The organism is Micromonospora sp. RTBAU3-60 (assembly GCF_054963695.1).
Genome location: NZ_JBUEGB010000088.1, coordinates 1 through 22,821, shown reverse-complemented (window position 1 = coordinate 22,821; position 22,821 = coordinate 1). Strand labels below are relative to the sequence as shown.

Genomic DNA, 22,821 nt, shown 5'->3' with positions numbered 1-22,821 from the left:
GGGCGCGGATCGTCCTGGCGGCCACGGCGTACCTGGTCCGGCACCAGCTCCGCCCGCTGAGGTAGCCGCCGGCGTCACCCGAGCGCTCCGCCGCGTCGGTGGGCAGGCGTACCCTGACCGTCCGATCCGCGGCGGATCGGTGGGGGAGGGGCGGTGGGACACGTCTTCGTCAGGCTGGCCGGGCACGGCGCCCGGCTGGTGCCCTACTGGCCGTACCGGTTTGCCGGTGGGCCCGCCCAGCCCACCGTGGAGGTCACCGTGTTCGGGCCCGACGGTGGGCGGCGCGCGGTGGTCGGGCCCGGCACGGCGTCGGTGCCAGGTGTGGTGGACGTGGACGCGGGTCCGCTGGGGGACTGGCGGCTGGAGGCGGGGCCGTTCAGTCTCTGCTGGCCGCCGGGTTTCCACGTGGAATCGCCGGCGGATGCGGCGGACAGCACGCCGTTCTACCTGCTCGGGCCCGACGAAACGATGATCTTTCCGCAGGGGCCGGTGCCGCTCGAGCGGCTGGCGGCACCGGATGCCCTGGTCGCACCTGGGCAGCGGGTCGTCGACCGGCGGGTGCTGGACGATGACATCGACGTGGTGGAGTTGGCGTACGCGCACGACGGCGCGTCGTGGCGGCAGGCGTACTGGGTGATTCCGGTGGGGATGGACAACGCGCTCGTTCTGACCGGGCAGGCGTCCGAGGTGGCGGCCCCGACCGTCCGTGCCGCCGGTGACCGGATGGCCGCCACCGTGACCGGTGTCCCCGCCTAGCGCCTGTCCCCGCAGCCCGCGCTGAGCCGCGGAAGAGAAGCGTACGCGGGGTGGACGTCACGCCCGCCAGAACTGGCGGGGTGCATACCCCTCGCGGCGTAGCCAGTGTTCGGTGTAGACGATCCGCTCCGCCGGCACCACGACCAGCGGCCCGGTCGGCGGCTCGTCCAGCGCCCGCGACCGCTCCACGTGGTCGGACTGCCAGCGGTACGCCGGCCAGTGGTGGTCGAAGTCCGGGTCACCGGGATGCAGCACCCGGGCCTGGCCGAAGACCTGCGCGCCGCGGCTGCTGGCCTGACCGACCAGCGGTGCGAAGACCCCGATGGACACCCGCGGATCGGCGGCGATGTTGCGCATCTTCGGTGAGGTCGCCACGGCGGTGAACATCAGGGTGAAGTCGAGGTGGAAGTAGCGCACCGGGGTGGCGAGGGGACCGTCCGGGCCGGTGGTGGCCAGCACGCACATGTTCTGCGAGGAGAACAGGTTGAGGATCCGCTCCTCGAGGCGGTCGCGGTCGAGGCGGGCGGTGGGGGCGGGACCGGCGAGCCAGGGATTGGTGACGGGCATGGGTGATCTTCTCACCCGGCCCGATAGTGGGGCTGCGAGCCCGGCCACGTACCGGTCATCCTGACCGCATGGACCTCTCCCTCCAGACGGCCGCGCAGTCGGCTGCGCCCTCGCCCGCGCGGGATCCGGTCCGGTCGGCCCTGCCGGCCACCCTGGGAGGCGGCGGTAACGGGCTCGCCCTCGACGTCGCCGCCCCCGTGCGTCCGGTGCTGGGAGTGCAGGCGGCGGGCGACCGGCGGTTCCTGATCCGCCAGGCGGAGCGGGTCGTCCTGCTGGCGCGGCAACGCTTTCGGCACCACGGTGTGCACTACGCGCGGACCGGCGGCTACCGGTCGCCGCTCCCGCCGATCACCGCCGCGCACGCCCGCCGGATCCGGGACGCCAGTCCCGATGAGACTGCCCAGGCGATGCGCTGGGCGCACCAGTACGCCGACTGGCTCGGGCAGGCCGCGGATGGTCCACTGCACCGGGGGGCCTGGGTGCTTGCCCACGGCATGCCGGCCTGGGCCGCCCCCGACCACTGGGCACGGCTGCCGGCGGTGGATCCGGACCGGGGCCACATCACCTGGTTCGGCTACGGCGACCCGGTGGACGACCAGCGAGACGTGCTCCCGCTGCGGCCGGTCGCCGGGGCCGACTGCGGCCGGGTGCGCGCCTGGCGCCGACAGGTCCGCGAGGGCGTGCTGCCGCCCGCCCTGCTCTGGTGGGTCAGTGGTCTCCAGACGCTGCTGGTGCTCGACGGCCACGACCGGATCGTCGCCGCCCTCGCTGAGGGCGGCCGGCCGGAGGTCGTCGTCCTGGCCCCAGCGATCGAACCGGCCCTGCTCGCCTTGTGGGAGCGGCCGGAACTGCGCGCGTACGAGGAGCGTATGAGGGCTCTGGCGGACCGAGCCGACGTGACGCCGGCGCGACTGGCGGCGGTGTCCCGTCAGTTCGCCGCCTCACTGTCGGCCCTGGCGCGTGCCGAGGGCCGGACGCGGGCCTGGCCGCTGCCGGGTGGACGGGCCGAGTGGGACCGGCTCGCAGCGCAGTTGGCCCCCGGCTGGGACGCTGGCGGTCGGCCATGACAGCCGCCGGGCGTGACGGTACGGCGGCTTCGGACCTGGCGGGGCGCGCGGTGCGAACCCGGGCGGAGGTTATGACCCGCCTGGCCGAGCACCTGTGGCGCCGATCGGTGCCCCACACCCTCCGGGTGGCCGTCGACGGCCCGGACGCGGCGGGAAAGACCCGGCTGGCCGACGACCTGGCCCGGGTACTGGATGGCCGGCGGGACATGGTCAGGGTGAGCGTCGACGGTTTCCACCGGCCGGCCGAGGTGCGCCGGCGGCGCGGCGCGCTCTCGCCGGAGGGCTACTACCGCGATTCCTTTGATCACGACGTCATCGTCCGCGAGGTGCTGCGTCCGCTCGGGCCCGGCGGCGACGGGCACTACCGACCCGCGATGTACGACTTCCGTACCGAATCCCCGGTGAGCGCGGCGAGCCGGCCGGCCCCGGCGGGCGCGGTCCTGCTCTTCGACGGGGTTTTCCTGCTCCGTCCTGAGCTGCGCGAGCACTGGGACGTGACGGTGTACCTGCACGTCGAGCCGGAGGAGACGCTGCGCCGGGCCCTGACCCGGGACCTCACCCTGTTCAGGTCGGCCGACGTGGTGCGGCAGCGTTACCGCGAGCGGTACCTGCCCGGCCAGGAGCTCTACCGGGCCGAGGCGCGGCCGGCGCAGCGGGCGGACGTCGTGCTCGACATGGCGGGCCCGCACCACCCGGCGGTGGTGCGGTGGACGGATCCGACACCGTAACCCGGTCGGCGGAAGCCGCGACCGCTGGTAGGTTCGCTGGCCGTGACGGGGACTGCGGGGGAACGGCTGGGCGGGCGCTTCGCGCGGCTCTGGGCGGCCAGCACCATGTCGGCGCTGGGCAGCGGGATGGCTACGGTGGCCGCGCCGCTGTACGTCGCGTCGCGGACCGACGATCCGCTGATCGTGTCGGCGGGCGCCGCGGTGGCGTGGCTGCCGTGGTTGCTGTTCGCGCTGCCCGGCGGGGTGCTCGTGGACCGGGTGGACCGGCGCCGGCTCATGGTGGTCATCGACTGGGTACGGGTGGCCGTCCTGGTGGTGCTGGCCGCCGCGATGGTCACCGACCGGGCCGGGGTGGCGCTGCTCTACGCGGTGCTGTTCGTGGTCAACACCGGCGAGGTGGTGTTCCGCTCCGCCGCCCAGGCGGTCGTGCCGGCGGTGGTGCCCCGGTCGCGGCTGGAACGGGCCAACGGCTGGCTCGGCGGCGGCACCCAGGTCATGCAGAACATGGTCGCCGGCCCGCTCGGCGGCTTTCTCTTCGTGGTGGCTCCCGCCATCCCGTTCGGCGTCAACGCCGGCACGTACGCGCTCAGCGCCGTGCTGGTCGGCCTGGTCGCCGGGACGTACCGCGGCTCGTCGGAGCCGGGCCGGCGCCGCTCGGTCCGCGCCGAGGTCGCCGAGGGGTTCCGCTGGCTGCTCTCGCAGCGGCTGCTGCGCACCATGACCCTGCTGATCGGCATGCTCAACGTCACCCTCACCGCCGCCCTGGCGGTGCTGGTGCTGCTGGCCACCGACCGGCTGGGTCTCGGCTCGGTCGGCTACGGCGCGCTGTTCACCTGCCTGGCCGTCGGCGGGCTGCTCGGCTCGGCTGTCGGTGACCGGCTCGTCGCCGCGATCACCGCGACCTGGACGATCCGGATCGGCCTGCTGATCGAGGCCGGCCTGCACCTGGCCCTGGCCGCCTCGCGCAGCGCCGTGGTCGTCGGGCTGGCGCTGTTCGTCTTCGGCGTGCACGGCGCGCTGTGGAACATGGTGGCGAACTCGCTGCGGCAGCGGCTCACCCCACCCGCGCTGCTGGGCCGGGTGGGCAGCACGAACCTGTTCCTCGCCGCCGGTGGCAACTGCGTCGGCGCGCTGCTCGGCGGGGTGGTCGCCGACCGGTTCGGGATCACCGCGCCGTACTGGGTGGGTTTCGTGGTCGCGCTGGTGGTGATCGCGGTGACCTGGCGGGTCTTCGACCGGGCGACGGTCGCCGCCGCGTACGCATCCGGCTCCGCCCCCGCGGCGCCGGAGACCCCGGCGAGCGTCGCCTGACGGGCTAGGTGCCGCACCGGCCGGGCAGCGCGTCGTGGGGGCCGCGCCGGACGGGCGCGGGGAATGTGACAGCGTGGGCGGGTGGACCCGTCCCCGGTCGACGTCGACCTCGCGCTGGTGGGTGGCGGTGGTGCCGCCTCGCTGGTGCTGGCCGCCCTCGACCGGCACGACCTGACCGGCCTGCGGATCGCCGTGGTCGACCCGGTGCACAAGCGGGGCCAGGACCGCACCTGGGCGTTCTGGGGCACCCCCGGCAGCGACCTCAACCCGCTGCTGAGCGCCAGCTGGTCGCGGGTCGAGGTGGTCACGCCCGCCGGCCGCCGCGTGCTGTCGCTCGACCCGCTGCGGTACGCCATGCTCCGCTCCGCCCCGGTCTACGACCGGGCTGCCGCGGCGGAACGCCGTCTCGGCGCGCTGCGGATCGGCGCGCCGGCCGGGGCGCTGCACGACGACGGCCATCGGGTGACCGTCCACGACCCGGACGGGCGGGTGCTGGTCCGGGCCGGTTGGGTGCTCGACTCGCGGCCCCGGCCGCCGGAGCGGCCCGGCCGGACCACCTGGTGGCAGCATTTCCGCGGCTGGTGGCTGGCGGCCGACCGGCCCACCTTCGACCCGGACCGGGCGGTGCTGATGGACTTCCGCACCCCGCAGCCCGCCCGGGGCGTCTCCTTCGGCTACGTGCTCCCGGTCGACGACCGGTACGCGCTGGTCGAGTACACCGAGTTCGGACCCGCGCTGCTCCCCGACGCGGGATACGACGCGGCGCTGCGCGGGTACGCCGCCCGGCTCGGCCTGGACCTGAGCGCGCTGCGGGTGCGCGAGGTGGAGAACGGGATCATCCCGATGACCGACGCCCCGTTCCGGCCCCGCCCGTCGCCCCGGGTGGTCCGGCTCGGCACCGCCGGCGGCGCCACCCGACCGTCCACCGGGTTCACCTTCGCCGCGATGCTCCGGCAGGCCGACCAGGTCGCCCGGGCCCTCGCTGGAGGCCGGCCACCGGTGCCGGCGCCCGCGTACCCGCGGCGGCACCGGTGGCTGGACGCGGTGGCGCTGCGCGCCCTGGACCGGGGGCACGTCGACGGGGTGGAGTTCTTCGCCCGGCTGTTCGACCGCAACCCGCCCGAGCGGGTGCTGCGCTTCCTCGACGGCGTCACCTCACCGGCCGAGGAGCTCGCGGTGATGCGGTCCACACCGCTGCTGCCGATGACCGGCGCGGTGCTCGGCGACGCCGTCGACCGGGTGCGCGCCCGGCTGCGCCGCGGCCCGACCCCCACCCCCGGGCCGGAGGCCGGTCAGGCCGGCTCGTAGGTGCGATCACCACCCCGGTGGTCGTGGTGACGCTGTCCACCAACCGCAGCGCTTCGGCGTCGTCGCCGGCGGCGAACAGCCGGCGTCCGGCGCCGAGCACCAGCGGGTGGATGATCAGCACGTACGCGTCGACCAGCCCGTGCCGGCGCAGCGAGCGGACCAGGTCACCGCTGCCCAGCACGCCGATGTCCGGCCCCGGTTGCGCCTTCAGCTCGGTCACCGCCTCGATCACGTCGCCGGTGAGCAGGTGGGAGTTCACCCAGGGCAGCGGCTCGCGCAGCGTGGTCGAGGCGACGTACTTGGGCCGCGCGTCGAGCACCGGGGTGAACGGGTTGTCGGTCTGCCGCGGCCAGTAGCCGGCGAAGTCCTGGTAGGTACGCCGGCCGAGCAGCAGCACCCCCGACGACGCCATGCCCTCGCCCATCTTCCGCCCGAGGACCGGGTCAGCGTAGGGCACCGCCCAGCCGCCCCGGGTGAACCCGCCCGGGGTGTCCTCGTCGGGGCGCCCGGGCGCCTGCATCACCCCGTCCAGGCTGACGTTGTTGGTGACGACGATCCTGCGCATGCCGCTCCTCGCGGGCAGGGCCGGCCCGATGCCGGCCGTTCACCCCCTGTACGAACGGCCGGCTCTCATCTCGACAGGCCGGGCGGGGATCGCCCGCCCTTGTCACGAGGCCACGTCCACCAGCACCTGCGGCGGCGTGTCGGACTCGCGGCTACCGTAGCTGCTCGACGACGCGCCGCTCGAGGTCAACCCGACGGTGACCGTGCCGTCTCCGCTGATCAGGGACGTGATGTCGAGGGTGATCCAGGTGCCGCTGGTCGTCCGCCCGCTGGCGGCGATCGACGTGCTGCCGATCAGCGGCGCGTTGTCCCAGTTCGTCAGTGTCTCCGACCAACTGGAGTCGGCGACCGGACGGACCACGAAGCCGCTGGACGAGCCGGCCGCGACCCAGACCTTCAGCCGCGCGCGACGCACCTCGCCGGTCAGCCCGGACACGGTGAACTTCAGATAGCCGTTGGTGACCGGGTCTCCGTCGACCCGCACGACCGGCGTGCTCCCGTATCTGCTCGTGGGACTGGACGCTTTGACGTAGGTGTCCGCCACCGCCACGAACGGAGTGGCTGCCGGCGTGGTGACCAGGACCGGCGTGCTGGGGGCCGAGGAGTTTCCGGCCGCGTCGAAGGCGGACACCGCGTACGCGTAGGAGGTCTCGGACAGGGCGGTGCCGTCCGTGAAGGTGGTGCCCGTGGTGGTGCCGATGGCCGTGCCGTTGCGGTACACCGTGTACCCGGCCACGCCGAAGTCGTCCGTCGCGGGCTCCCACGACAGCCCCACCCGGTTGGGTCCGAGCACGGAAGCCTGCAGGTTCGTGGGTGCCATCGGTGGGTTGGCGTCCGGGGTGGTGACCGTCACCTGGTTGCTCGGCCCGGAGACGTTCCCGGCGGCGTCGACGGCCGTGACCAGGTACGTGTACGACCGGCGACTCGTGCCCACCGTGTCGTCGACGAACGTGTGGCCCGACGAGACCTGCGTCAGGAGGCTGCCATCACGGAACACCTGATACCGGGCGACCCCGACGTTGTCGGTGGACGGGTCCCAGGCGAGGCCGACCGCGCCGGGCGTCACGTCGGTGGCCCTCAGGTTCGGCGGGGCCGACGGTGCCACGGTGTCCCGCACCGCGGTGACCGGGTCGGATTCGGCGCTGACGTTCGAGGCCCCGTCCACCGCGCGCACGGTCCAGCGGTGCGGCTCGTCCGGCGGCACGCCGGTGTCGGCGTACGCCGGGTCCGTCACGGTCGCCACCACCGCACCGTCGCGGAGCACGTGATACCCGGTGACCCCGACGTTGTCCGTCGCCGCGGACCAGGTGAGGGTCACCGCGGCTGGCGAGGGGGTGGCGGTGAGCCCACCCGGCACGGTGGGCGGCGTGGTGTCCGGCCCGGGGGTCGTCACGGCCACCGGCGGGGTGGGCGCCGACCGGTTACCGGCCGCGTCGACGGCGTCCAGGGTGTATTCGTAGGACGTCGCACCGGCGACCGAGGGGTCCGTCCAGGACGTCGCGGTCGGTGGCAGATCGGCCAGGGCGGTGCCGTCGCGGTAGACGCGGTAGCCGGTCAGGCCGTAGTTGTCGGTCGCCGGGGTCCAGTGAAGACTCACCGCCGGGGTGGCGTCCGCGGTGGCGGTCAGACCGGCGGGTGAGGTCGGGGCGAGCCGGTCCGCGCCCTTGCAGGAGACCGTCGACGAGTCGACCAGGGTCGTGCCGGTGGCCCCGGCCGCGTGGTAGTGCAACTCGGCGCGGTTGCCGAAGAGTTCCATGCGCATCGCACCGTAGCTCTTGTTGGTCTTGACCACCCGGGTGTCCGAGCTGAGGAAGCCCTGACTCGAGTGGCCGCCGCCGCCCACCACGACCTCGACCACGCCGTCGGCCGCGGGCACGCCGCCCGCGCCCATCGGGGTCCACCGCTGGTAGTTGTGGTCGTGTGCCGTGACCAGCATCGTGACGTGGTGGGCGGCCATCAGGTCCCACATGGCCTGCATCCGCGGGGCGGGGTCCTCGGAGCCGATGCTGAAGAGGGGATGGTGCCAGAACACCATGGTGCACGGACTGCGGTTGGCGGCGAGATCCGCCACCAGCCACTCGTACTGCGGGGTGCCCGGTGCGACCTTGTTGTAATTGCTGGTCGAGTCGATGGCGATGAAGTGCCAGCCGTTGGCGTCGTAGCTGTAGTAGTGCGGGATGTTGTCCCAGTAGTTGAAGTAGCCGTCGGCCGTGTTGCCGGTGTACTCGTGGTTGCCGACCACCGGGGTGGTGACGCCGCGCAGCCGGCCGAAGAACGCCGTGGGGCCGCCGTACCAGTTCTTGAACTCCGTCAGCGTGCCGTCCTCGTACACGTCGCCCAGGTACAGGAACAGGTCCGGGTTCCACCCGACGAGCGCGTTGGTGACGTTCAGCGCGTTCGTCTCGCCGCCGGCGCCGTCGCCGACGGCGGCCACCACGAAGGGTTCCTGCGGGGCGCGAGCCGCGATGGGCGGGACGGACCACTGCCGGGTGTTCGTCGGTGTGGTGGCGTTGCCGTTGGCGAAGGTGACGGTGACGAGCGTCTCCGGGGTGACGTATCCGTCGCGCATTTTCGCCGAGACGCCGATGACGTGGGCGCGGTCGATGAAGTCGGCGGAGGAGATGGTGAACTGGTGCGGCGACTGGAAGTCCGTGATCAGGTACTGGCCGTCCAGGGACCACTCGGTCTTGGCGACCCCGGGGCTGGTGCCGGCGGTTACGTTGACGGTCGCCGTGACGGTGGCGTCGCCCACGAGCGTGCTGCCACTCGCCGGTTGGGTGAGGCAGACCAGCACCGTGTAGGCCCCGCTCGGCGCGCTCGACGTCCGACAGGTGGGGGAGGCGCTCTCCGCGCGACCGGTCAGGACCAGGGTCAGCCCGGCGGCCACGAACATGGCGACGACCGCGGACGCGATCCTCGGCCGGGCCGGTCTGCTCAGCTTCATCGCTCTACCTCCAGCTGGTGGGTGCGTCTCCCAGGAGCGGCTGTTCAGCGGCCGACGACGCCGTCGACCGGGCCGGTGCCGGTGGGCCGGTCGCGGCGGGTGCGGGCGGGGGAGCGGCGGCGCTGGAAAACCACGCCGAGCGGCAGCAGCACCACGGCAGCGCCGGTGGCCAGCAGCGCGCCCCAGGCGTTCAGCCCCCAGTGGGCGCCGTCGCCCGGCTCGCTGCTGTCCACCGGTACGTCCACGTCGACGCGCACGCCGAGCAGGTCCGCCAGCACGTTGATGTCGGCGGCGCCGAACCGCTCGCTCGGCTCGATGTGGGTGTTCTCGCTGAACTCGTTCCAGCTGATCACCCCGATCGCGTCGGGTTGGGACAGGCGGGCCGCGGCGAAGGAGGCCCGCAGCGTGTCGCCCTCGCGGCGTGGCACCTCCCGCTTGCCCCCGACCAGGCGGGCGTCGAAGCCGGGGGTCACCGGGGCGATCCACAACCCGCCCCGCTGGTGCACCGCCCGGGACATCTCCGCCAGCTTGGGTCCGCTGGCGCCGGCCACCGGGTCCACGGACGACCAGTAGTAGGCCTGGCCGTCGAGCACGCCCTGGCTCGACTCGACGTCCTCGAGGCTCTTGGCGTTGCCGAGGACCAGCAGCTTGCCGCGTACGCCCCCGACCGTGGCCTTGATCTGCTCGGCGGTGAAGCGGTCGCTGCCGGTCCAGACCACCACCGGCCGGCCGAAGATGTCGAAGACCGGGTCGGTGGCGTACCGGGTCGCGAAGAACGACAGGTCGGTGCGGACGGTGTCGAAGGCCAGCGGCGTACGGGAGAAGTCGAGCCCCTGGTACACGATGCCCAGCCGGAAGTTCTCCTCCCGGGCCACCTCCACCAGCTTGGCCAGGCGCTCGTCGAGTTGCGGCGTGTGTTTCCACGACACTAGGAACCCGTTGATGCCGGCGGACTTCGCCATCCGCACGTGGCGTCGCATGATCTCGACGTCGTCGCTGGAGTAGCGTCCGAGCAGCGGATAGTCGATCTTCGCGCGGTTCCAGGACGTCGGGTTGAACCAGATGTAGTAGTAGGCGAGGACCGGCACGGGAGCCGCCGCCGGGGGCGGGCCATCCTGCCGGTGACCGACGTCGGCGCGGGCGGCGCCGGACGGCAGCAGCGTGCCGGCCAGCGCGGCGACCAGCAGCAGCAACATGACTCCGCCCCGCACCCCGGCCAGCGGCCGGTCCTCCTCGGCGGGCACCTGCGGCGGGCGGGCACCCACCCGCCACGTCGGCAACCGCCGGCGGTGCTTCGGACGCGGGCGGGCCCGGTTCCTGGCCGTCCCGGCCCGGCGCAGCCGGCTGAGCAGATGCGGCCGCCCGAGCAGCACCAGGCCCACCGCGACGACCAGCACCGCGAGCGTCACCAGGGCCAGGTCGGCGACGCTGATCACGGTGAGGGTCACCACCTGGTCCTTGCTGATGCTGACCGGACGCCCGAACGACACACCGCCGCCGAAGACGGTGATCGTGTACGTGCCGCGGGGCAGGTCGGGCACCAGCGCCGTGCCGTCCCGGCCGAACGGCAGCCGCTGGACGTCGCCGTCGGCGCGGGTCAGCTCGATGCCGTCGCCGACCTGACGGGTGAAGAACATGTCCGTCGCGGTGAACGAGACCCGGAAGAAGAGCAACTGCACCACCCACGCCTGCTGCTCCCACGGCACGAACTTCTGTCCGGCGCGGTTGACCACGGACGTGCCGTCGACCATCGCGCTGTCGACCACGTAGTAGAGCTGCTTGGAAACCAACCCCTGCGGGCCCTGCTGGGTGCGGCTCTCGGCGACCCAGCGCGGGCGGGCCACGTCGGGGCCGCTCAGGTCGTGGATCTCACCGGTGTTGCTGCGCAGCCGCATGGCGGTGACCCGGTCCGGTGGCACCACCTTGCCGAAGCGGTCGATGAAGCTCCACGAGACCAACCGGGAGGTGCGCACACCGAGCTCCACGACCTTGCCGCGCACGCCGGCGTCGACGTCGCCTCGGAAGCGGTCGAAGACCACCTTGCGATCCGCGCTGATCTCGGTCTCCGGAACGATCAGCCGCTTGTCCAGGTCGACGAAGTTGCGCACCCGCACCTGGATGCGGCCCCTGGCGTCGGACCGGGCCACCTGCCCGTCGACCTTCACCACCACGCCGCGCAACGGCGGCACCGTCTGCAGGCGCAGCGTCCCCGGCTGGGTCGAGGCGGCTCGCGCGCTCGCGGCGGAGGGCAGCACGAGCACCGTCAACCCGGCCGCGACCAGCGCCAGCAGGACCGCCCGCACGATCCGCCCGGTCACGTCCACCGCCGCCGCCGCAGCGCCGCAACACCGACCAGCGCCGCCACGAAACTGCCCGTGATGGCGTACGAGGCGTACACCGGGACCGGGTTCGGTCGCTGCACGACCGCGGCTGTGCGTTCGGTGCTGAGGAAGACCGCCGGCCGTGGTGGTCGGTCGAAGTCGAAGGCGTCGAGGAACGTCTTCGCCTTGCGGTCCCGGTCGGCCAACGGTTTCAGTCGCCAGTTGACCTCGATGAACTTCAGCGCCGAGGTGAAGTCGAGGGTGGTGGAGTCCACGTACCCGCGTCTGGCGTAGGGGCTGACCAGCAGGGCGGGCACCCGGAAGCCGTAGCCGTACCGGTCGACCTGCGGGGGCGCCACGTGGTCGTACCAGCCGCCCCAGTCGTCGTACGACCACAGGAAGGCCGACGAATTCCAGTTCGGTGAGCGCATCAGCTGGGTCAGCAGCGTCCGGACGAGGTTCTGACCGGCCCGGATGCTGCCGGGCGGGTGTTCGCTGTCACCGGCCGGGGCGATGAACGACACGGCGGGCAGCTGGCCCTTGGCGGCGTCGTCGTAGTACTGGTCCAGGTCCACGATCTTCCCGAACAGCCTGGGGTCGTCGACGTAGCGCGCGTAGGCGAGCAGCGGCACCCAGATCACCTGCGCCCCCCGGTCGATGTCCTCCTCGCTGGTCCGGGACCGGAACGTGATGGTGGGGTCGTAGTTCTCCACGTAGAACTTCCAGCTGATCCCGGCGGCCTCCAACCGGTCGAAGATCGTCGGGAGGTCGCCCCAGCCGTTCGCCGGGATGGACTCCGAGGCTCCGGTGGCGCCCGGGCCGCCGGTCACCCGGAACATGTGGTTGCGGATGCTGCCCGAGTTGGACGAGCTGAAGAAGCGGTCGAACAGCACGTACTCGTCGGCGATGTTCCAGTAGTACGGCAGGTCCCGGTCGTCGTAGTAGGCCATCGCGAGCTTGCCGTCCTTGCCCTGCGTGCTCACGCCCTCGACGAAGCCGTCCATCCGGCCGTTGTTGTACTGCACCCGGAAGGCCTCGGCGGTGTGGTCGAGGTCGAGGCTGCCCAGTTCCCCGAGGTGGAACGGCTTGACGCAGGGTTCGGCCTGGCCCCGACGCACCGGCATGCAGGTGCCCGCGGGAATGCCGTCGACCCCGGGCCGGGTGCCGAAGTAGTTGTCGAACGTGTGGTTCTCCTGCATCAGGAAGACGAAGTGGTCGATCGGGGTGGTGGCGTTCCCCGCGGGTGCCGTCCGAGCTGCGGCGTGCGCGGCGCCGGCCGGGTTCGCGAGCGCCAGGAGACCGGCGATCAGCAGCGCGCGGGCCAGCAGCCGACCGGCACGCCGGCGGGGCGGGTGAGTGGGGTCGATCATGGACGCACCTCGTAGATGATGATCACCGGGACGGGGATGCGGGCCCCGGTGGAGTCGGCCCCGTCGACGTACTCGGTGTGCACGACGCGGCCGTGGTAGCGGCGGATCAGGACCATCAACCGCTCGGAGAAGAACGCCGAGCGCCCGGCGGAGAACGAATCCCAGACGACGTACTGCAGGTCGTTGTGGCGCAGCCACCAGTCGGGGTTGGGCAGCGGCTCGTACGACGGGTTGCGCCGCAACGGGTTCGGGCTGACCGAGAGCCCGTAGCTGCGGCGGTGGCCGTAGTACTGGATGATGTTGGCCATCGACGGGCCGAGGGTGAGCACCACCGACCCCTCCGGGGTGTTCGCGGCCAGCCACCGGCCGGCCTCCCGGCCGCCCGGCACCCCACCGGACCCGGCGAGGAAGGTGGAGTTGTCGGCCCGGTTGACCGCGTTCCAGCTCGGCGCGAGCAGACTCAGGGCGACCACCGCGATCACCGCGGCCCGCACCGCACCGGACCGGTCGGTGCCCGGCGAACCGTAGCCCCGGTGGAGCAGACGCCGGACCCGATCCGGCACCGGCATCCCGATCAGGGCCCGCGCGGCGAGCACCGCGACGGGCGCCGCGGCGGGCAGCAGATACTGGAAGCCCTTGACGGGCCACAGCTGGAAGAACACCACCGGCGCGGCGATCCACGACAGCAGCAGCGTCTCCCGCCAGGAGCGGTGCCGGCGCAGCCACCACAGACCACCGACGGCCGCCGCCACCACGAGCAGCCCCAGCGCCGGCGGCACCGTCTCGAGATAGAACCCCATCGAGTGGTTCGGCCGTCGGAACAGCTGCCACACCAGATAGCTCTTGCCGGTTTGGCTGCGCCCGGCCAGCGCCTGCGAGACCGGGTGCGTCAGGAAGACCGCCGCCATCGCGGCGACGGCCAGCAGCGACATCCGTACCGGCCGGCGCACCATGGGGGTCAGCGCCAGGAACGCGTAGACGCCACCGGAAAGGACGATGCTCGTCTCCTTGGTCAGCATCGTCACGCCCAGCATGGCCCCGGTCGCGACGTACCAGATCACCTGCTGGCCCTGCACGAACCGGACCAGGCAGTACAGGGTGAGGGTGGCGAACAGGACCATCGGCCCGTCGAGGAGGACCTGGCGGGTGACGATCACGTGGTACGGCATGACCGCCATGAACAGCGCCGCGAGCAGCCCGACCCGCCGGCTGTAGAGCCGGGCACCGAGCAGGTGCACGGCCAGCACCGTCGCCACGCCCAGCGCCGCCACCACCACCCGGCCGGCCACGTCGACCTCGCCGGCGCGGAAGAACGGTGACAGGAGGGTCTGGAAGAGCATCGGATGGGCGCGGAACACCGGGAAGAACGGCGCGTAGTTCGGGTTCCCGGCGAGCGAGGCGGCCTGCCCGGCGTAGACGGCCTCGTCGCTGTTGAAGCCGAGCGCGTCCAGTCGCCAGACCCGCAGGGCCAACGCCAGCGCCGCGACGGCGAGGAGGGCGGCGGGCGTCGCCCACCGGCGCCACCCGCGTTCCTGGCCGGCGTCGCCGGGCCGGGACGTCGGGTGGAGCACGGAGGTGTCCACCGGGTGGAGCACGACCGTCGTCCCGCGACGGTCGTGCTCCATCTCCTCGACCGGGGATCGGGTCACGCTCACGCACGAGCTCCGCTCGGGGACAGCGCGCCACCCCATTGCGGCCAGGACGGCAGGATCAGTTGCTGCTCGCTCGTCAGGTCCCCGCGTTCGGCATGCAACAGGCGCGGGATCTCGTCGGCCCAGCCGAACCGGTCCGAGGCCACCACCCGGCTGCGCACGTGGGACAGGAAGCCGGTGAGGATCTCCCGCTCCCGCTGGCGCAGCTGCGCGTACCCCTGCCCGTCGATGGTGATCGCCGGCGCCAGGTAGCGGAACGGGGGGAACCCGTACGCGTCGTCGGTGTTCTGGATCATTCGCTCGAGCGTCTCGTCCTTGCCGAGGTCGCCGATGCGGGGCGTGCCCCGTTCGATGATGAACAGCTCTTCCACCCGGGTGCTGGTGCCGATCCGGCAGGGGACCAGCCGGTCGACGCTGTACTTGGGCGGGGGGACGAGCCGCTGGGTGATGGCGTTGATGCCCATGATGGGCACGTTGAACCGGCTCAGCGTCAGCGCGAGTGAACGGCCACCCTTGGAGTGCAGCCGGCTCTGGAACTGCAGGCGGCGCCATTCGGCCGGGGTCAGGTCCTGGGCCTGGACGGCGCGCAACGTGTGCGCGCTGATGGTCAGCGGCTTGGGGAAGCACGTCGCGACGCCGTCGGGGCTGATCAGCGTCATGTCGTCGGAGAGGAAGAGCCCGCCGTGGTCGCGCAGCAGCCGCAGCACCGTGGCCGTCTTGCCGGTGTCGGTGAGGGCCGAGAGCATCACTCCGACGCCGTTCAGGCTGACGCACGCCGAGTGCAGCAGCATGTGGCCCCGCGACACCAGCACGAACCGGAGCAGCGCTTCGATGATGTTGGTGTAGACCACGTGCGGCGAACGGGCGAGCAGCGGCCCGACGTGGATGTCGATCGGCGAGCCGAGTCGGATCCGGAAGTTCGCGCCCAGCCGGCCCAGGTGCTCCTCGTAGCGCAGGACCGACTCGCTGGCGTACTCGGTCATCGCGGCCCGGCGTCGCGGCCCGCGGCCGCCGACGTCACTCACCCGGACCGCGATGTCGACGTCCGAGTCCGCGACCCACTGGGCGCGGAAGAACTCCAGTTCCGGCAGCATGATCTGCGACCCGATGGTGACCACCCCGGCCACGTCGTACCGGTACTTCAGGTACTGGTACCGCTTGCGGGAGGGGGCGGCGGCGGTCTCGGGAGCCCGCAGGTTGACCAGCATCCGCACCGGGTCGCGCCGGCCGGTGCTGCCCGGGGCGTAGATGACCCGGTCGTTGACCAGGAAGCGGACGAGGAACAGCGCGACCAGTGTGACGGCGTTCGCCGTCAGGATGCCGACGCCGGCCCAGACCAGCGCCTGCAGCACGGGCAGGCGCACCAGTAGCAGCAGGTTGTTCAGCAGGAAGAAGCGGCCGGCCCGGCCGGCGAGGGAGCCCTGTCGATCGCGGCGGTAGATCAGCGCGTCGACCAGGGCGAAGTTCCACGCCGTCGACAACTGCGTGGCCAGCGCGGCGCCCAGCAGGTGGTGCAGGTTGGCCGGCTCGTAGAAGAACCACAGGGCGGCCGTGTTGACCACCATCCCGGACAGTCCGACCAGTCCGAAGGCGATCATCCTGACCAGCTCCCGCAGCCGGTCCCGGACCTCGGACGGCCGTTCGCGCATCTGGCCGACCAACCGCTGGCTGCGCAGCCGCCACAGGTGCCGCAGGAAGGTCAGCCCCTCCCGCAGCGACGCCTTGGACCGGCCGGCGTGCCGCGGAGCCATCTCGTAGGCGACCTCGGCGACGCGGGCGCCGGGGTGGCGGATGAGCAGTTCCAGCAGGACCTTGAAGCCGATGGGGTTGACCCGGTCCAGGTCGACGGCCGCCCGGCGGAAGGCGAACAGCCCGCTCAGCGGATCGCTGATGGTGGTCAGGCGGCGCGGGAACAGGCTCTTCGCCAGCCGGGTGGCCCACGACGAGGTGAGTTCACGGGTGGCGCCGTCGAGCCCCTCGGGGGAGCCCTCGCCGGCGTAGCGGGTGCCGATCACCACGTCCACGTCGTGCCGCATCGCGACGGCCGCCAGCCGACCGGCCGACTCCGGCGGGTGCTGCAGGTCCGCGTCCATCACCAGGACCCACTCGCCGCGGGCGTGCCGCGCGCCGAGCGTCACGGCGCCGCTCAGTCCGCCGGCGCGCGCGTTCGGCGGCCGATGCAACAGACGTACGGCGACCGGGGCGTCGACCGAGTGTCGGGTAAGGACGTCCATGGTGTCGTCATCGCTGTCGTCCACGACGATGATCTCCGCGCGCAGTGCCGCGAGGGCCGGGCCCAGCCGGGACAGCAGCGCGGGGATGTTCTCCGCCTCGTTCCGGGTGGGTACGACGACGCTCAGCCGAACCTGCTGATCCGATGCGGGCCGGTGCAGGTAGCGGTGCGAAGGCGCCTGTGCAACTTCGGTCATTCGACCCTCCATCAAATGCGCTTCCGGGCAGTGACCATCCGCCGGTTATCCGGCTCGGAAACAGCGACAGAAGCCAGTCGAAAATAGGCGCCAGGCCTTTTCTGGTACGGCCTCGGCGCGGTGGGCATTGACGTGATGGCCGCGGGCTCGTCAGAGATTACGGACGGCAAACGCGAGGTGTCTAACAGGCGAACAGTCGTGAACGCGACAGCGGCAGCGCGTCACCTGGGCGGTCCGCCGTCGGCGGCGACCTGCGCCGAGTACGGATAGCCAAGCCTTACATCGCGTTCGGTGACCGCTCCGGGGAGTGGGCCGGCGGCTGCGGCGGACGTTGCCGGCAAGCCGGAAAAGCTTTCATGCAACGGCGAACGGCAGGCAGCCGCGGGGTCGAGCGGGCGACAGGTTCACCATTTCCGTTCACGGACAGCGACGGTCGGGGAATTGTTTCCACCGAGCCCGATGTCCGTTCGGTTGACGGGTCGACTCCGAAAATCGCCGTCCCGTCCACCGCGTCAGCCGCAGGGTTTCTCCGAACGGTGGCGCAGGTCAGCCAGTTTGCCCCGGGCGGCAATATCTGAGCAGACCATTGAGGACTGGACCGCTCGGCGCGATCCGTTTACCTGATCGGCGGAACAGGGCATTCACCCGGCGTGCCGACCCGCCCGTCACGTCAGCGGGACGTGTATCGAGGGCGGAGTCATGGATCAGGTGGCGGACCATCCAGGTGCGAGCCCGGCGCGCGCCACACTGGACGGCCCGTCCGGCTCGGCGCGCTGTCTCCGGCCGTCGGCGGTGCGGTGCACTCAGGCGGATCCGGCGATGACCGCGTCGCGGATCAGCGTCCGGAGGCCCTCCATCGGGTCGCCGTCGCCCGCCCCGAGCCGGTTGCGCACCGCCGCCACCGTCAACCCCAGTTCCGGGTACGCGAACGCCAGGCTGCCGCCGCTACCCGCGGTGCCGAACGACCCGTCGCCGTCGACCGCGTACCCGAGGCTGAAGGTGACCTCCTGCCCGAACACCCAGTCCTCGGCGCGGACCGCCACCGCCGACACCTGCCCGAGCCGCTCCGGCGAGATCAGCCGTACGCCGTCGACCGGGCCGAGCAGCGCCGCGTACATCCGGGCCACCGCGCGGGCGCTCATCGTGCCGACGGCCGGCACGTCGGCGCGCAGCACGTCGGCGCGGCTGCCGGTGGTCGCGTCGGGTCGGACGCCGGGCGGGGCCACCGCGTCGAGGTTTGGCAGGTGTGCGCTCGCGTACGTCAGCATTGCCGCCAGGCCGGCGTCCTCCAGCCGGGCCAGCCGGGGCAGGTCCGGCTCCGGCACCCCGAGGAACAGCTCCCCGGTCACGCCGAGCGGGCCGGCCACCTCCTCGGCGAGCACCTGGGAGATCCGCCGGCCGGTGACCCGCCGGACCACCTCACCGACGAGCCAGCCCCACGTCCAGGCGTGGTACGCCAACCGCTCGCCCGGCGCCCACAGCGGATGGGTGTCGGCGAGCAGTGCGCACATCCGATCCCAGTCGGTGAAGTCCTCCGGGGTGGTGTCGGCCGGCAGCGCGGGCAGCCCGGCGGTGTGGGTGAGCGCGTGCCGCAGGGTGATCGCGTCCTTGCCGTGCCGGGCGAACTCCGGCCACACCTTGGCGATGCGCAGGTCGTAGTCGAGCAGCCCGCGCTCGGCCAGCACGTGCACCACGGTGGCGGTGAGTCCCTTGCCGGTCGAGACGGCGTGGATCGGGGTGTCGGCGGTCATCGGCCGCCCGGTGGTCGGGTCGGCCAGGCCCGCCTGCTCCTGCACGATCGGCTCGCCGTGCAGGAAGGCGGCCACCTGCACACCGGCCTCCCGCCCGGAGCTGACCAGGTCGTCGATCCTCGTGCGTACCGCGGCTCGCAGGTCGCCCCAACGTCGGTCCACGACCGGTGACCCTGCCAGAGCGCCGGGCGGATGTCGTGGCCTTTTCCGGCCGACACGTCGGTGCCGGCCGGGCGGGTCGGCTGGTCGCGCCGGCGGGCGTACCGGGTAGGTTGCCGGCATGGCGGAGGTGACCGGCAGGGTCGTGGAGATCTGGACCGACGGGGCGTGCAGCGGCAATCCCGGCCCCGGCGGCTGGGGTGTGGTGCTGCGCTGGGGAGACCACGAGCGCGAGTTGTGCGGCGGCGAGGCGACGCCGACGACGAACAACCGGATGGAGCTGACCGCCGCGATCCGGGCGTTGGAGAGCCTGACCCGGCCGGTCACCGTACGTCTGCACACCGACAGCACGTACGTCCGCAACGGCATCACCGGCTGGCTCGCCTCGTGGAAGCGCAACGGCTGGCTGACCGCGGCCAAGCAGCCGGTGAAGAACGCGGACCTGTGGCAGCGGTTGGAGACCGCCTGCGCCCGGCACGACGTGACCTGGCTGTGGGTGAAGGGCCACAACGGGCACCCGGAGAACGAGCGGGCCGACGCGTTGGCCAACCGGGGGATGGCCGAGGCGCGGGCGGAGGCGGTCGCCGCCCGTTGACGCCGACGGGTTGTGTCGAACCCGGTCGATGAGTAACGTAGCGGATCGATACCGTCACGGACAGTCGCCCCCCGGAGGTGTCCGCGTGACCGTTGCGCCGCTCACCGACCTGCCGCTGTGGCCGCCGACGAACCTCGACCGCGACCCGCTCGTCCCGCTCGACGCCGCGGAACGGCGCCGCTTCTCCGGTCCGGTCACCCGGGTCCGGCTCCCCACCGACGAGACCGCCTGGCTGGTCACCCGGCACGCCGACGTCCGGCAACTGCTGCGCCATCCCGGCTTCAGCGCCGACCTCGGCCGACCGGGCTTCCCCCTGCTGCGCCGGGTGGCCCCCGGTGCCTTCGGCGACCGGCGGGGCGGCTTCATCCGGATGGACGGGGCGGAGCACTCCCGGCTGCGCCGGATGCTCACCGCCGAGTTCATGATCAAGAACGTGCGCCGGATCGAGCCCCTGATCCGGCAGACCGTCGACCGGGCCCTGGACGGGCTGCGCGACGCCGGCCCACCCGCCGACCTGGTGGCGCACTTCGCCCTGCCGGTGCCGTCGATGGTGATCTGCCACCTGCTCGGCGTCCCGTACGCCGACCACGACTTCTTCCAGGAGCGCAGCCGGACCCTGATCGACCGCGACGCCCCGCCCGAACGCGTCCAGCTGCACGTGCGGGAGCTGCGCGACTATCTGCACCGGCTGGTCGAGACGAAGGTCGCCGCCGGGGACCGCACCGACGACCTGCTCAGCCGGCTTGCCCGGGACCGGGTCGGCGCCGGTGAGCTCGCCGTCGACGAGCTGGTCGGCATGGCGGTGCTGCTGCTCATCGCCGGCCACGAGACCACCGCCAACATGATCGGGCTGAGCACCCTGCTGCTGCTGCGCCACCCGGCCCGGTACGCCGCCCTGCGCGACGACCCCGGGCACGCCGACGGACTGGTCGACGAACTGCTGCGCTATCTCAGCATCGTGCGCACCGGCCTGCCCCGGCTCGCCCTGCAGGACGTCGAGATCGGGGGCCAGCTCATCCGGGCCGGGGAGGGCGCGATCGCGGTGCTCTCCCTGGCCAACCGCGACCCGGGGGTCTTCGACGGGGCGGACGAGTTCGATCCGTACCGGCAGGCGCAGCAGCACGTGGCGTTCGGTTTCGGCGTGCACCAGTGCATCGGTCAACCGCTCGCCCGTGCGGAGCTGCGGATCGCCCTGGTGGAGCTGGCCCGACGGTTCCCCCGGCTGCGCCCCGCCACCGTCGCCGGGCGGCTGCCCACCCGGGACACTTCGGTCGTCTACGGCCTCGACGCGCTGCCGGTGACCTGGTGACCGGGGCCGTGCGGGTACGGGTGGACCGGGACCGCTGCTGCGGGTCGGGAAACTGCGTGGTGACCGCGCCGGAGGTCTTTGACCAGGACGACGAGGACGGTCTCGTGGTGCTCCGCCTCGCCGAGCCTCCGCCGGACGCGGTCGACCGGGTCCGGCGGGCCGTCGACCTGTGCCCGTCCGGGGCGATCAGTCTCGATCCGCCCCGGGCGGACCGGGATCATTCCACGTTCGGCAGCTCGCCGGTGCCCGAGACCTGGTCGACGTCGTAGCCGGCCCGGCTCGTCTCCCGGGCGGAGCGCCGATCCTCGGCCGGCAGGTCGGCGAAGTCGTCGCCGGTGTCGTCGGTGGTGTGCAGGGACTCGCCCGGCGGTCGTAGCGACGCCTCGTACGCGGTGGCGCCGTCCGGCTCGTCCGTGGGTGCGCGGCCGAAGGACTGTTCACTCGTCATGTCGCACTCCTGCCCGCCTCGCTCGTGGGTAAACGCCCGGTCAGCGGGGCGCGTCCGGGTGCGTCGGCATGGACGATCCACCGGCGCTGGTGCCGGACGACCCGCCGGCCACCCCGGAGCCGTCGTCCTCGGTGACCAGGTCCGGCTTCGGGGCGCCCGGCTCCGGCGCCGGCACGTCCGTGTCCGCCTCGACCTGGACCAGGCGGGCCTGACCGGCCTCGTCCTCGGCGTGGGCCGGATCGACCGGCTGTTCGCCCTGGCGTGTCCGATACTTCACCCGTCCGCCTCCCGTCGGTGCCGCGCCGCCCGAGGTGACGCCGACTCCGGCTACCCCGCTCCGGCCCGGCGAAACGTGCCGCCGGGTGGGAGAGATCCACTCGGTGCGCGGCACGTCGTGCTGTCCGTGTGCCGGGACGGCCCGGGATGCGGCATGCCGAGTCGATCACGTCCCGGATCGGGTGGGCCGGGGACCGACGGCGCTCGGCCGACGGCGCTCGGCCGACGGTGGGTTGTCAGCGTCGGCGGCGGGGGGCGGAGGTCCGCCCGCGCGCGGGCTGGACCGGGGTGATCGCCAGCGACCAGTGCGCGGGTCGGCGCAGGCGGGGCGGCAGGACGGTCCGGTGGTCGCCGCGGGCGGCGTCGAGCTGGGACTGGTGCACGAAGAGGCAACGCCCGAGGTCGGCGCCGCGCAGGTCGGCGCCGCGCAGGTCCGCCCCGGTCAGGTCGGCCGCGCCGAGGTCCACGCCGCGCAGGTCCGCGCCGATCAGGCAGGCCCCGCGCAGGTTGGCCCCGGACAGCCCGGCCCGGCGCAGGTCGGCGCCGATCAGCACCGCCCCGCGCCGGTCCACGCCTTCCCGGCCGGCCCGGGCCTGCGCGCCGGCCCGGGACAGCAGCTGGTTGACCCGGTCCCGGTGCGCGTCGACGTCTAGGGCGAGCAGCTCGTCCGGGGTGCCGTCGGTGAGCCGCCCGGTCTCGGCCAGGGCCGCGGCCAGGTCGTCCCGCAGCGGGCCGGCCGGGACCAGCGCGAGGGCCTCGGTGAGGTACCAGAGCAGTTCGTGCAGCGGCCGCATCACCGCGAAGGTGTCGAACATCCGCCGCGCGGTCGCCGGGTCTGCCCGCCAGTCCCGCCCGCCGAAGGTTTCCTGCGCCACGTGCTGACCCGCGCCGAAGCAGTCGAAGACCGTACAGCCGGGGAAACCCCGCTGCCGCAGGTCGCGGTGGATGCCGCAGCGGGAGTCGGGCCGCAGGTTCGGGCAGGGCTGCCCGGCGGGCTTGTCGATGGCGAAGTCGGCGGAGGCGGCGAACGCCGGCGCGACGCAGCAGATCCCGAAGCACCGGGCGCAGTCGGCCTGCAGCTCACGCCCCGCGCTCGCCGCCACCCGCTGTTCCGCCGCCTCGGACACCGTGCCCGGCCTCCCGCCGTCTCGCCACCGCCGGCCGCGACCGTCGCGCCCGGCTGCCATTCTCCCGCCCCGCCGTAGCCCTCGTCGGACGGGTCGGGTCGGTGTGATCCGGCCACGCCTCGCAGGGGGGGGGGGGGGG

At 72.9% G+C, this 22,821-nt stretch carries 18 protein-coding genes and 1 pseudogene; 8 read left to right on the top strand and 11 right to left on the bottom strand.

All coding sequences use genetic code 11. The annotated features are described in order from the left end of the window. Positions 1–153 precede the first annotated feature (153 nt). On the top strand, positions 154–756 hold the full coding sequence (locus ACY34I_RS36615) for a hypothetical protein (RefSeq protein WP_462759736.1): 603 nt from the start codon (positions 154–156) through the stop codon (positions 754–756). Between the two features lie 57 nt (positions 757–813). Here ACY34I_RS36615 and ACY34I_RS36610 read toward each other — a convergent pair whose 3' ends face one another. Next, positions 814–1,323, bottom strand: a complete 510-nt coding sequence (locus ACY34I_RS36610; protein ID WP_462759735.1) for a pyridoxamine 5'-phosphate oxidase family protein — start codon at positions 1,321–1,323, stop codon at positions 814–816. Positions 1,324–1,391: 68 nt separating this feature from the next. On the opposite strand from ACY34I_RS36610, the gene ACY34I_RS36605 reads away from it, so the two are divergent. From ACY34I_RS36605 to ACY34I_RS36590, 4 genes are all read left to right on the top strand, one after another. Continuing rightward, positions 1,392–2,390, top strand: coding sequence for a hypothetical protein (locus ACY34I_RS36605; protein WP_462759734.1), 999 nt, complete (start codon positions 1,392–1,394; stop codon positions 2,388–2,390). 71 nt (positions 2,391–2,461) lie between these two features. Continuing rightward, positions 2,462–3,118, top strand: a complete 657-nt coding sequence (locus tag ACY34I_RS36600; RefSeq protein WP_462759733.1) for a nucleoside/nucleotide kinase family protein — start codon at positions 2,462–2,464, stop codon at positions 3,116–3,118. 42 nt (positions 3,119–3,160) lie between these two features. Then, positions 3,161–4,429, top strand: coding sequence for an MFS transporter (locus ACY34I_RS36595; protein ID WP_255471828.1), 1,269 nt, complete (start codon positions 3,161–3,163; stop codon positions 4,427–4,429). 81 nt (positions 4,430–4,510) lie between these two features. Further along, positions 4,511–5,737: a lycopene cyclase family protein gene (locus ACY34I_RS36590; protein WP_462759732.1), complete on the top strand. Its 1,227-nt coding sequence runs from the start codon at positions 4,511–4,513 to the stop codon at positions 5,735–5,737. Between the two features lie 67 nt (positions 5,738–5,804). On the opposite strand, the pseudogene ACY34I_RS36585 reads toward ACY34I_RS36590, so the two are convergent. From ACY34I_RS36585 to ACY34I_RS36555, 7 genes and pseudogenes are all read right to left on the bottom strand, one after another. Continuing rightward, a pseudogene (locus ACY34I_RS36585) lies at positions 5,805–6,257 on the bottom strand (dihydrofolate reductase family protein); the annotation flags it as partial. Between the two features lie 147 nt (positions 6,258–6,404). Next, positions 6,405–9,245: a CBM96 family carbohydrate-binding protein gene (locus ACY34I_RS36580; protein WP_462759731.1), complete on the bottom strand. Its 2,841-nt coding sequence runs from the start codon at positions 9,243–9,245 to the stop codon at positions 6,405–6,407. A gap of 44 nt (positions 9,246–9,289) precedes the next feature. Beyond that, positions 9,290–11,563: an endo-1,3-alpha-glucanase family glycosylhydrolase gene (locus ACY34I_RS36575; protein ID WP_462759730.1), complete on the bottom strand. Its 2,274-nt coding sequence runs from the start codon at positions 11,561–11,563 to the stop codon at positions 9,290–9,292. Further along, complete coding sequence (locus tag ACY34I_RS36570; protein ID WP_462759729.1) at positions 11,560–12,936, bottom strand: alkaline phosphatase family protein; 1,377 nt, start codon at positions 12,934–12,936, stop codon at positions 11,560–11,562. The genes ACY34I_RS36575 and ACY34I_RS36570 overlap by 4 nt, the downstream gene beginning before the upstream one ends. After that, positions 12,933–14,591: a glycosyltransferase family 39 protein gene (locus tag ACY34I_RS36565; RefSeq protein ID WP_462759728.1), complete on the bottom strand. Its 1,659-nt coding sequence runs from the start codon at positions 14,589–14,591 to the stop codon at positions 12,933–12,935. The genes ACY34I_RS36570 and ACY34I_RS36565 overlap by 4 nt, the downstream gene beginning before the upstream one ends. Then, positions 14,588–17,017 carry a glycosyltransferase gene (locus ACY34I_RS36560; protein WP_462759727.1) on the bottom strand — a complete coding sequence of 810 codons (2,430 nt, stop codon included), beginning with the start codon at positions 17,015–17,017 and terminating at the stop codon, positions 14,588–14,590. The genes ACY34I_RS36565 and ACY34I_RS36560 overlap by 4 nt, the downstream gene beginning before the upstream one ends. 803 nt (positions 17,018–17,820) lie before the next feature. Then, positions 17,821–18,930 carry a serine hydrolase domain-containing protein gene (locus tag ACY34I_RS36555; protein WP_462759726.1) on the bottom strand — a complete coding sequence of 370 codons (1,110 nt, stop codon included), beginning with the start codon at positions 18,928–18,930 and terminating at the stop codon, positions 17,821–17,823. A 118-nt stretch (positions 18,931–19,048) separates the two neighbouring features. Here ACY34I_RS36555 and rnhA point away from each other — a divergent pair, with 118 nt between their 5' ends. The 3 genes from rnhA to ACY34I_RS36540 all read left to right on the top strand — a co-directional run bounded on the left by rnhA (position 19,049) and on the right by ACY34I_RS36540 (position 21,100). Then, the gene (rnhA, locus tag ACY34I_RS36550) at positions 19,049–19,522 is read left to right on the top strand and encodes a ribonuclease HI (protein ID WP_462759725.1); all 474 of its coding nucleotides are present in this window, start codon (positions 19,049–19,051) and stop codon (positions 19,520–19,522) included. Positions 19,523–19,607: 85 nt separating this feature from the next. Continuing rightward, positions 19,608–20,831, top strand: coding sequence for a cytochrome P450 (locus ACY34I_RS36545; RefSeq protein WP_462759724.1), 1,224 nt, complete (start codon positions 19,608–19,610; stop codon positions 20,829–20,831). Beyond that, on the top strand, positions 20,828–21,100 hold the full coding sequence (locus ACY34I_RS36540) for a ferredoxin (protein WP_462759723.1): 273 nt from the start codon (positions 20,828–20,830) through the stop codon (positions 21,098–21,100). Before ACY34I_RS36545 ends, ACY34I_RS36540 begins: the two co-directional genes overlap by 4 nt. Here the strand turns inward: ACY34I_RS36540 and ACY34I_RS36535 are convergent. From ACY34I_RS36535 to ACY34I_RS36525, 3 genes are all read right to left on the bottom strand, one after another. After that, complete coding sequence (locus tag ACY34I_RS36535) at positions 21,049–21,279, bottom strand: hypothetical protein (protein WP_148795672.1); 231 nt, start codon at positions 21,277–21,279, stop codon at positions 21,049–21,051. The genes ACY34I_RS36540 and ACY34I_RS36535 overlap by 52 nt on opposite strands. A gap of 40 nt (positions 21,280–21,319) precedes the next feature. Beyond that, positions 21,320–21,556, bottom strand: coding sequence for a preprotein translocase YidC (locus tag ACY34I_RS36530; protein ID WP_462759722.1), 237 nt, complete (start codon positions 21,554–21,556; stop codon positions 21,320–21,322). A 235-nt stretch (positions 21,557–21,791) separates the two neighbouring features. After that, entirely contained in the window at positions 21,792–22,658 is an 867-nt protein-coding gene (locus tag ACY34I_RS36525; protein WP_462759737.1) for a pentapeptide repeat-containing protein, read from the bottom strand. Between the last annotated feature and the right edge of the window lie 163 nt (positions 22,659–22,821).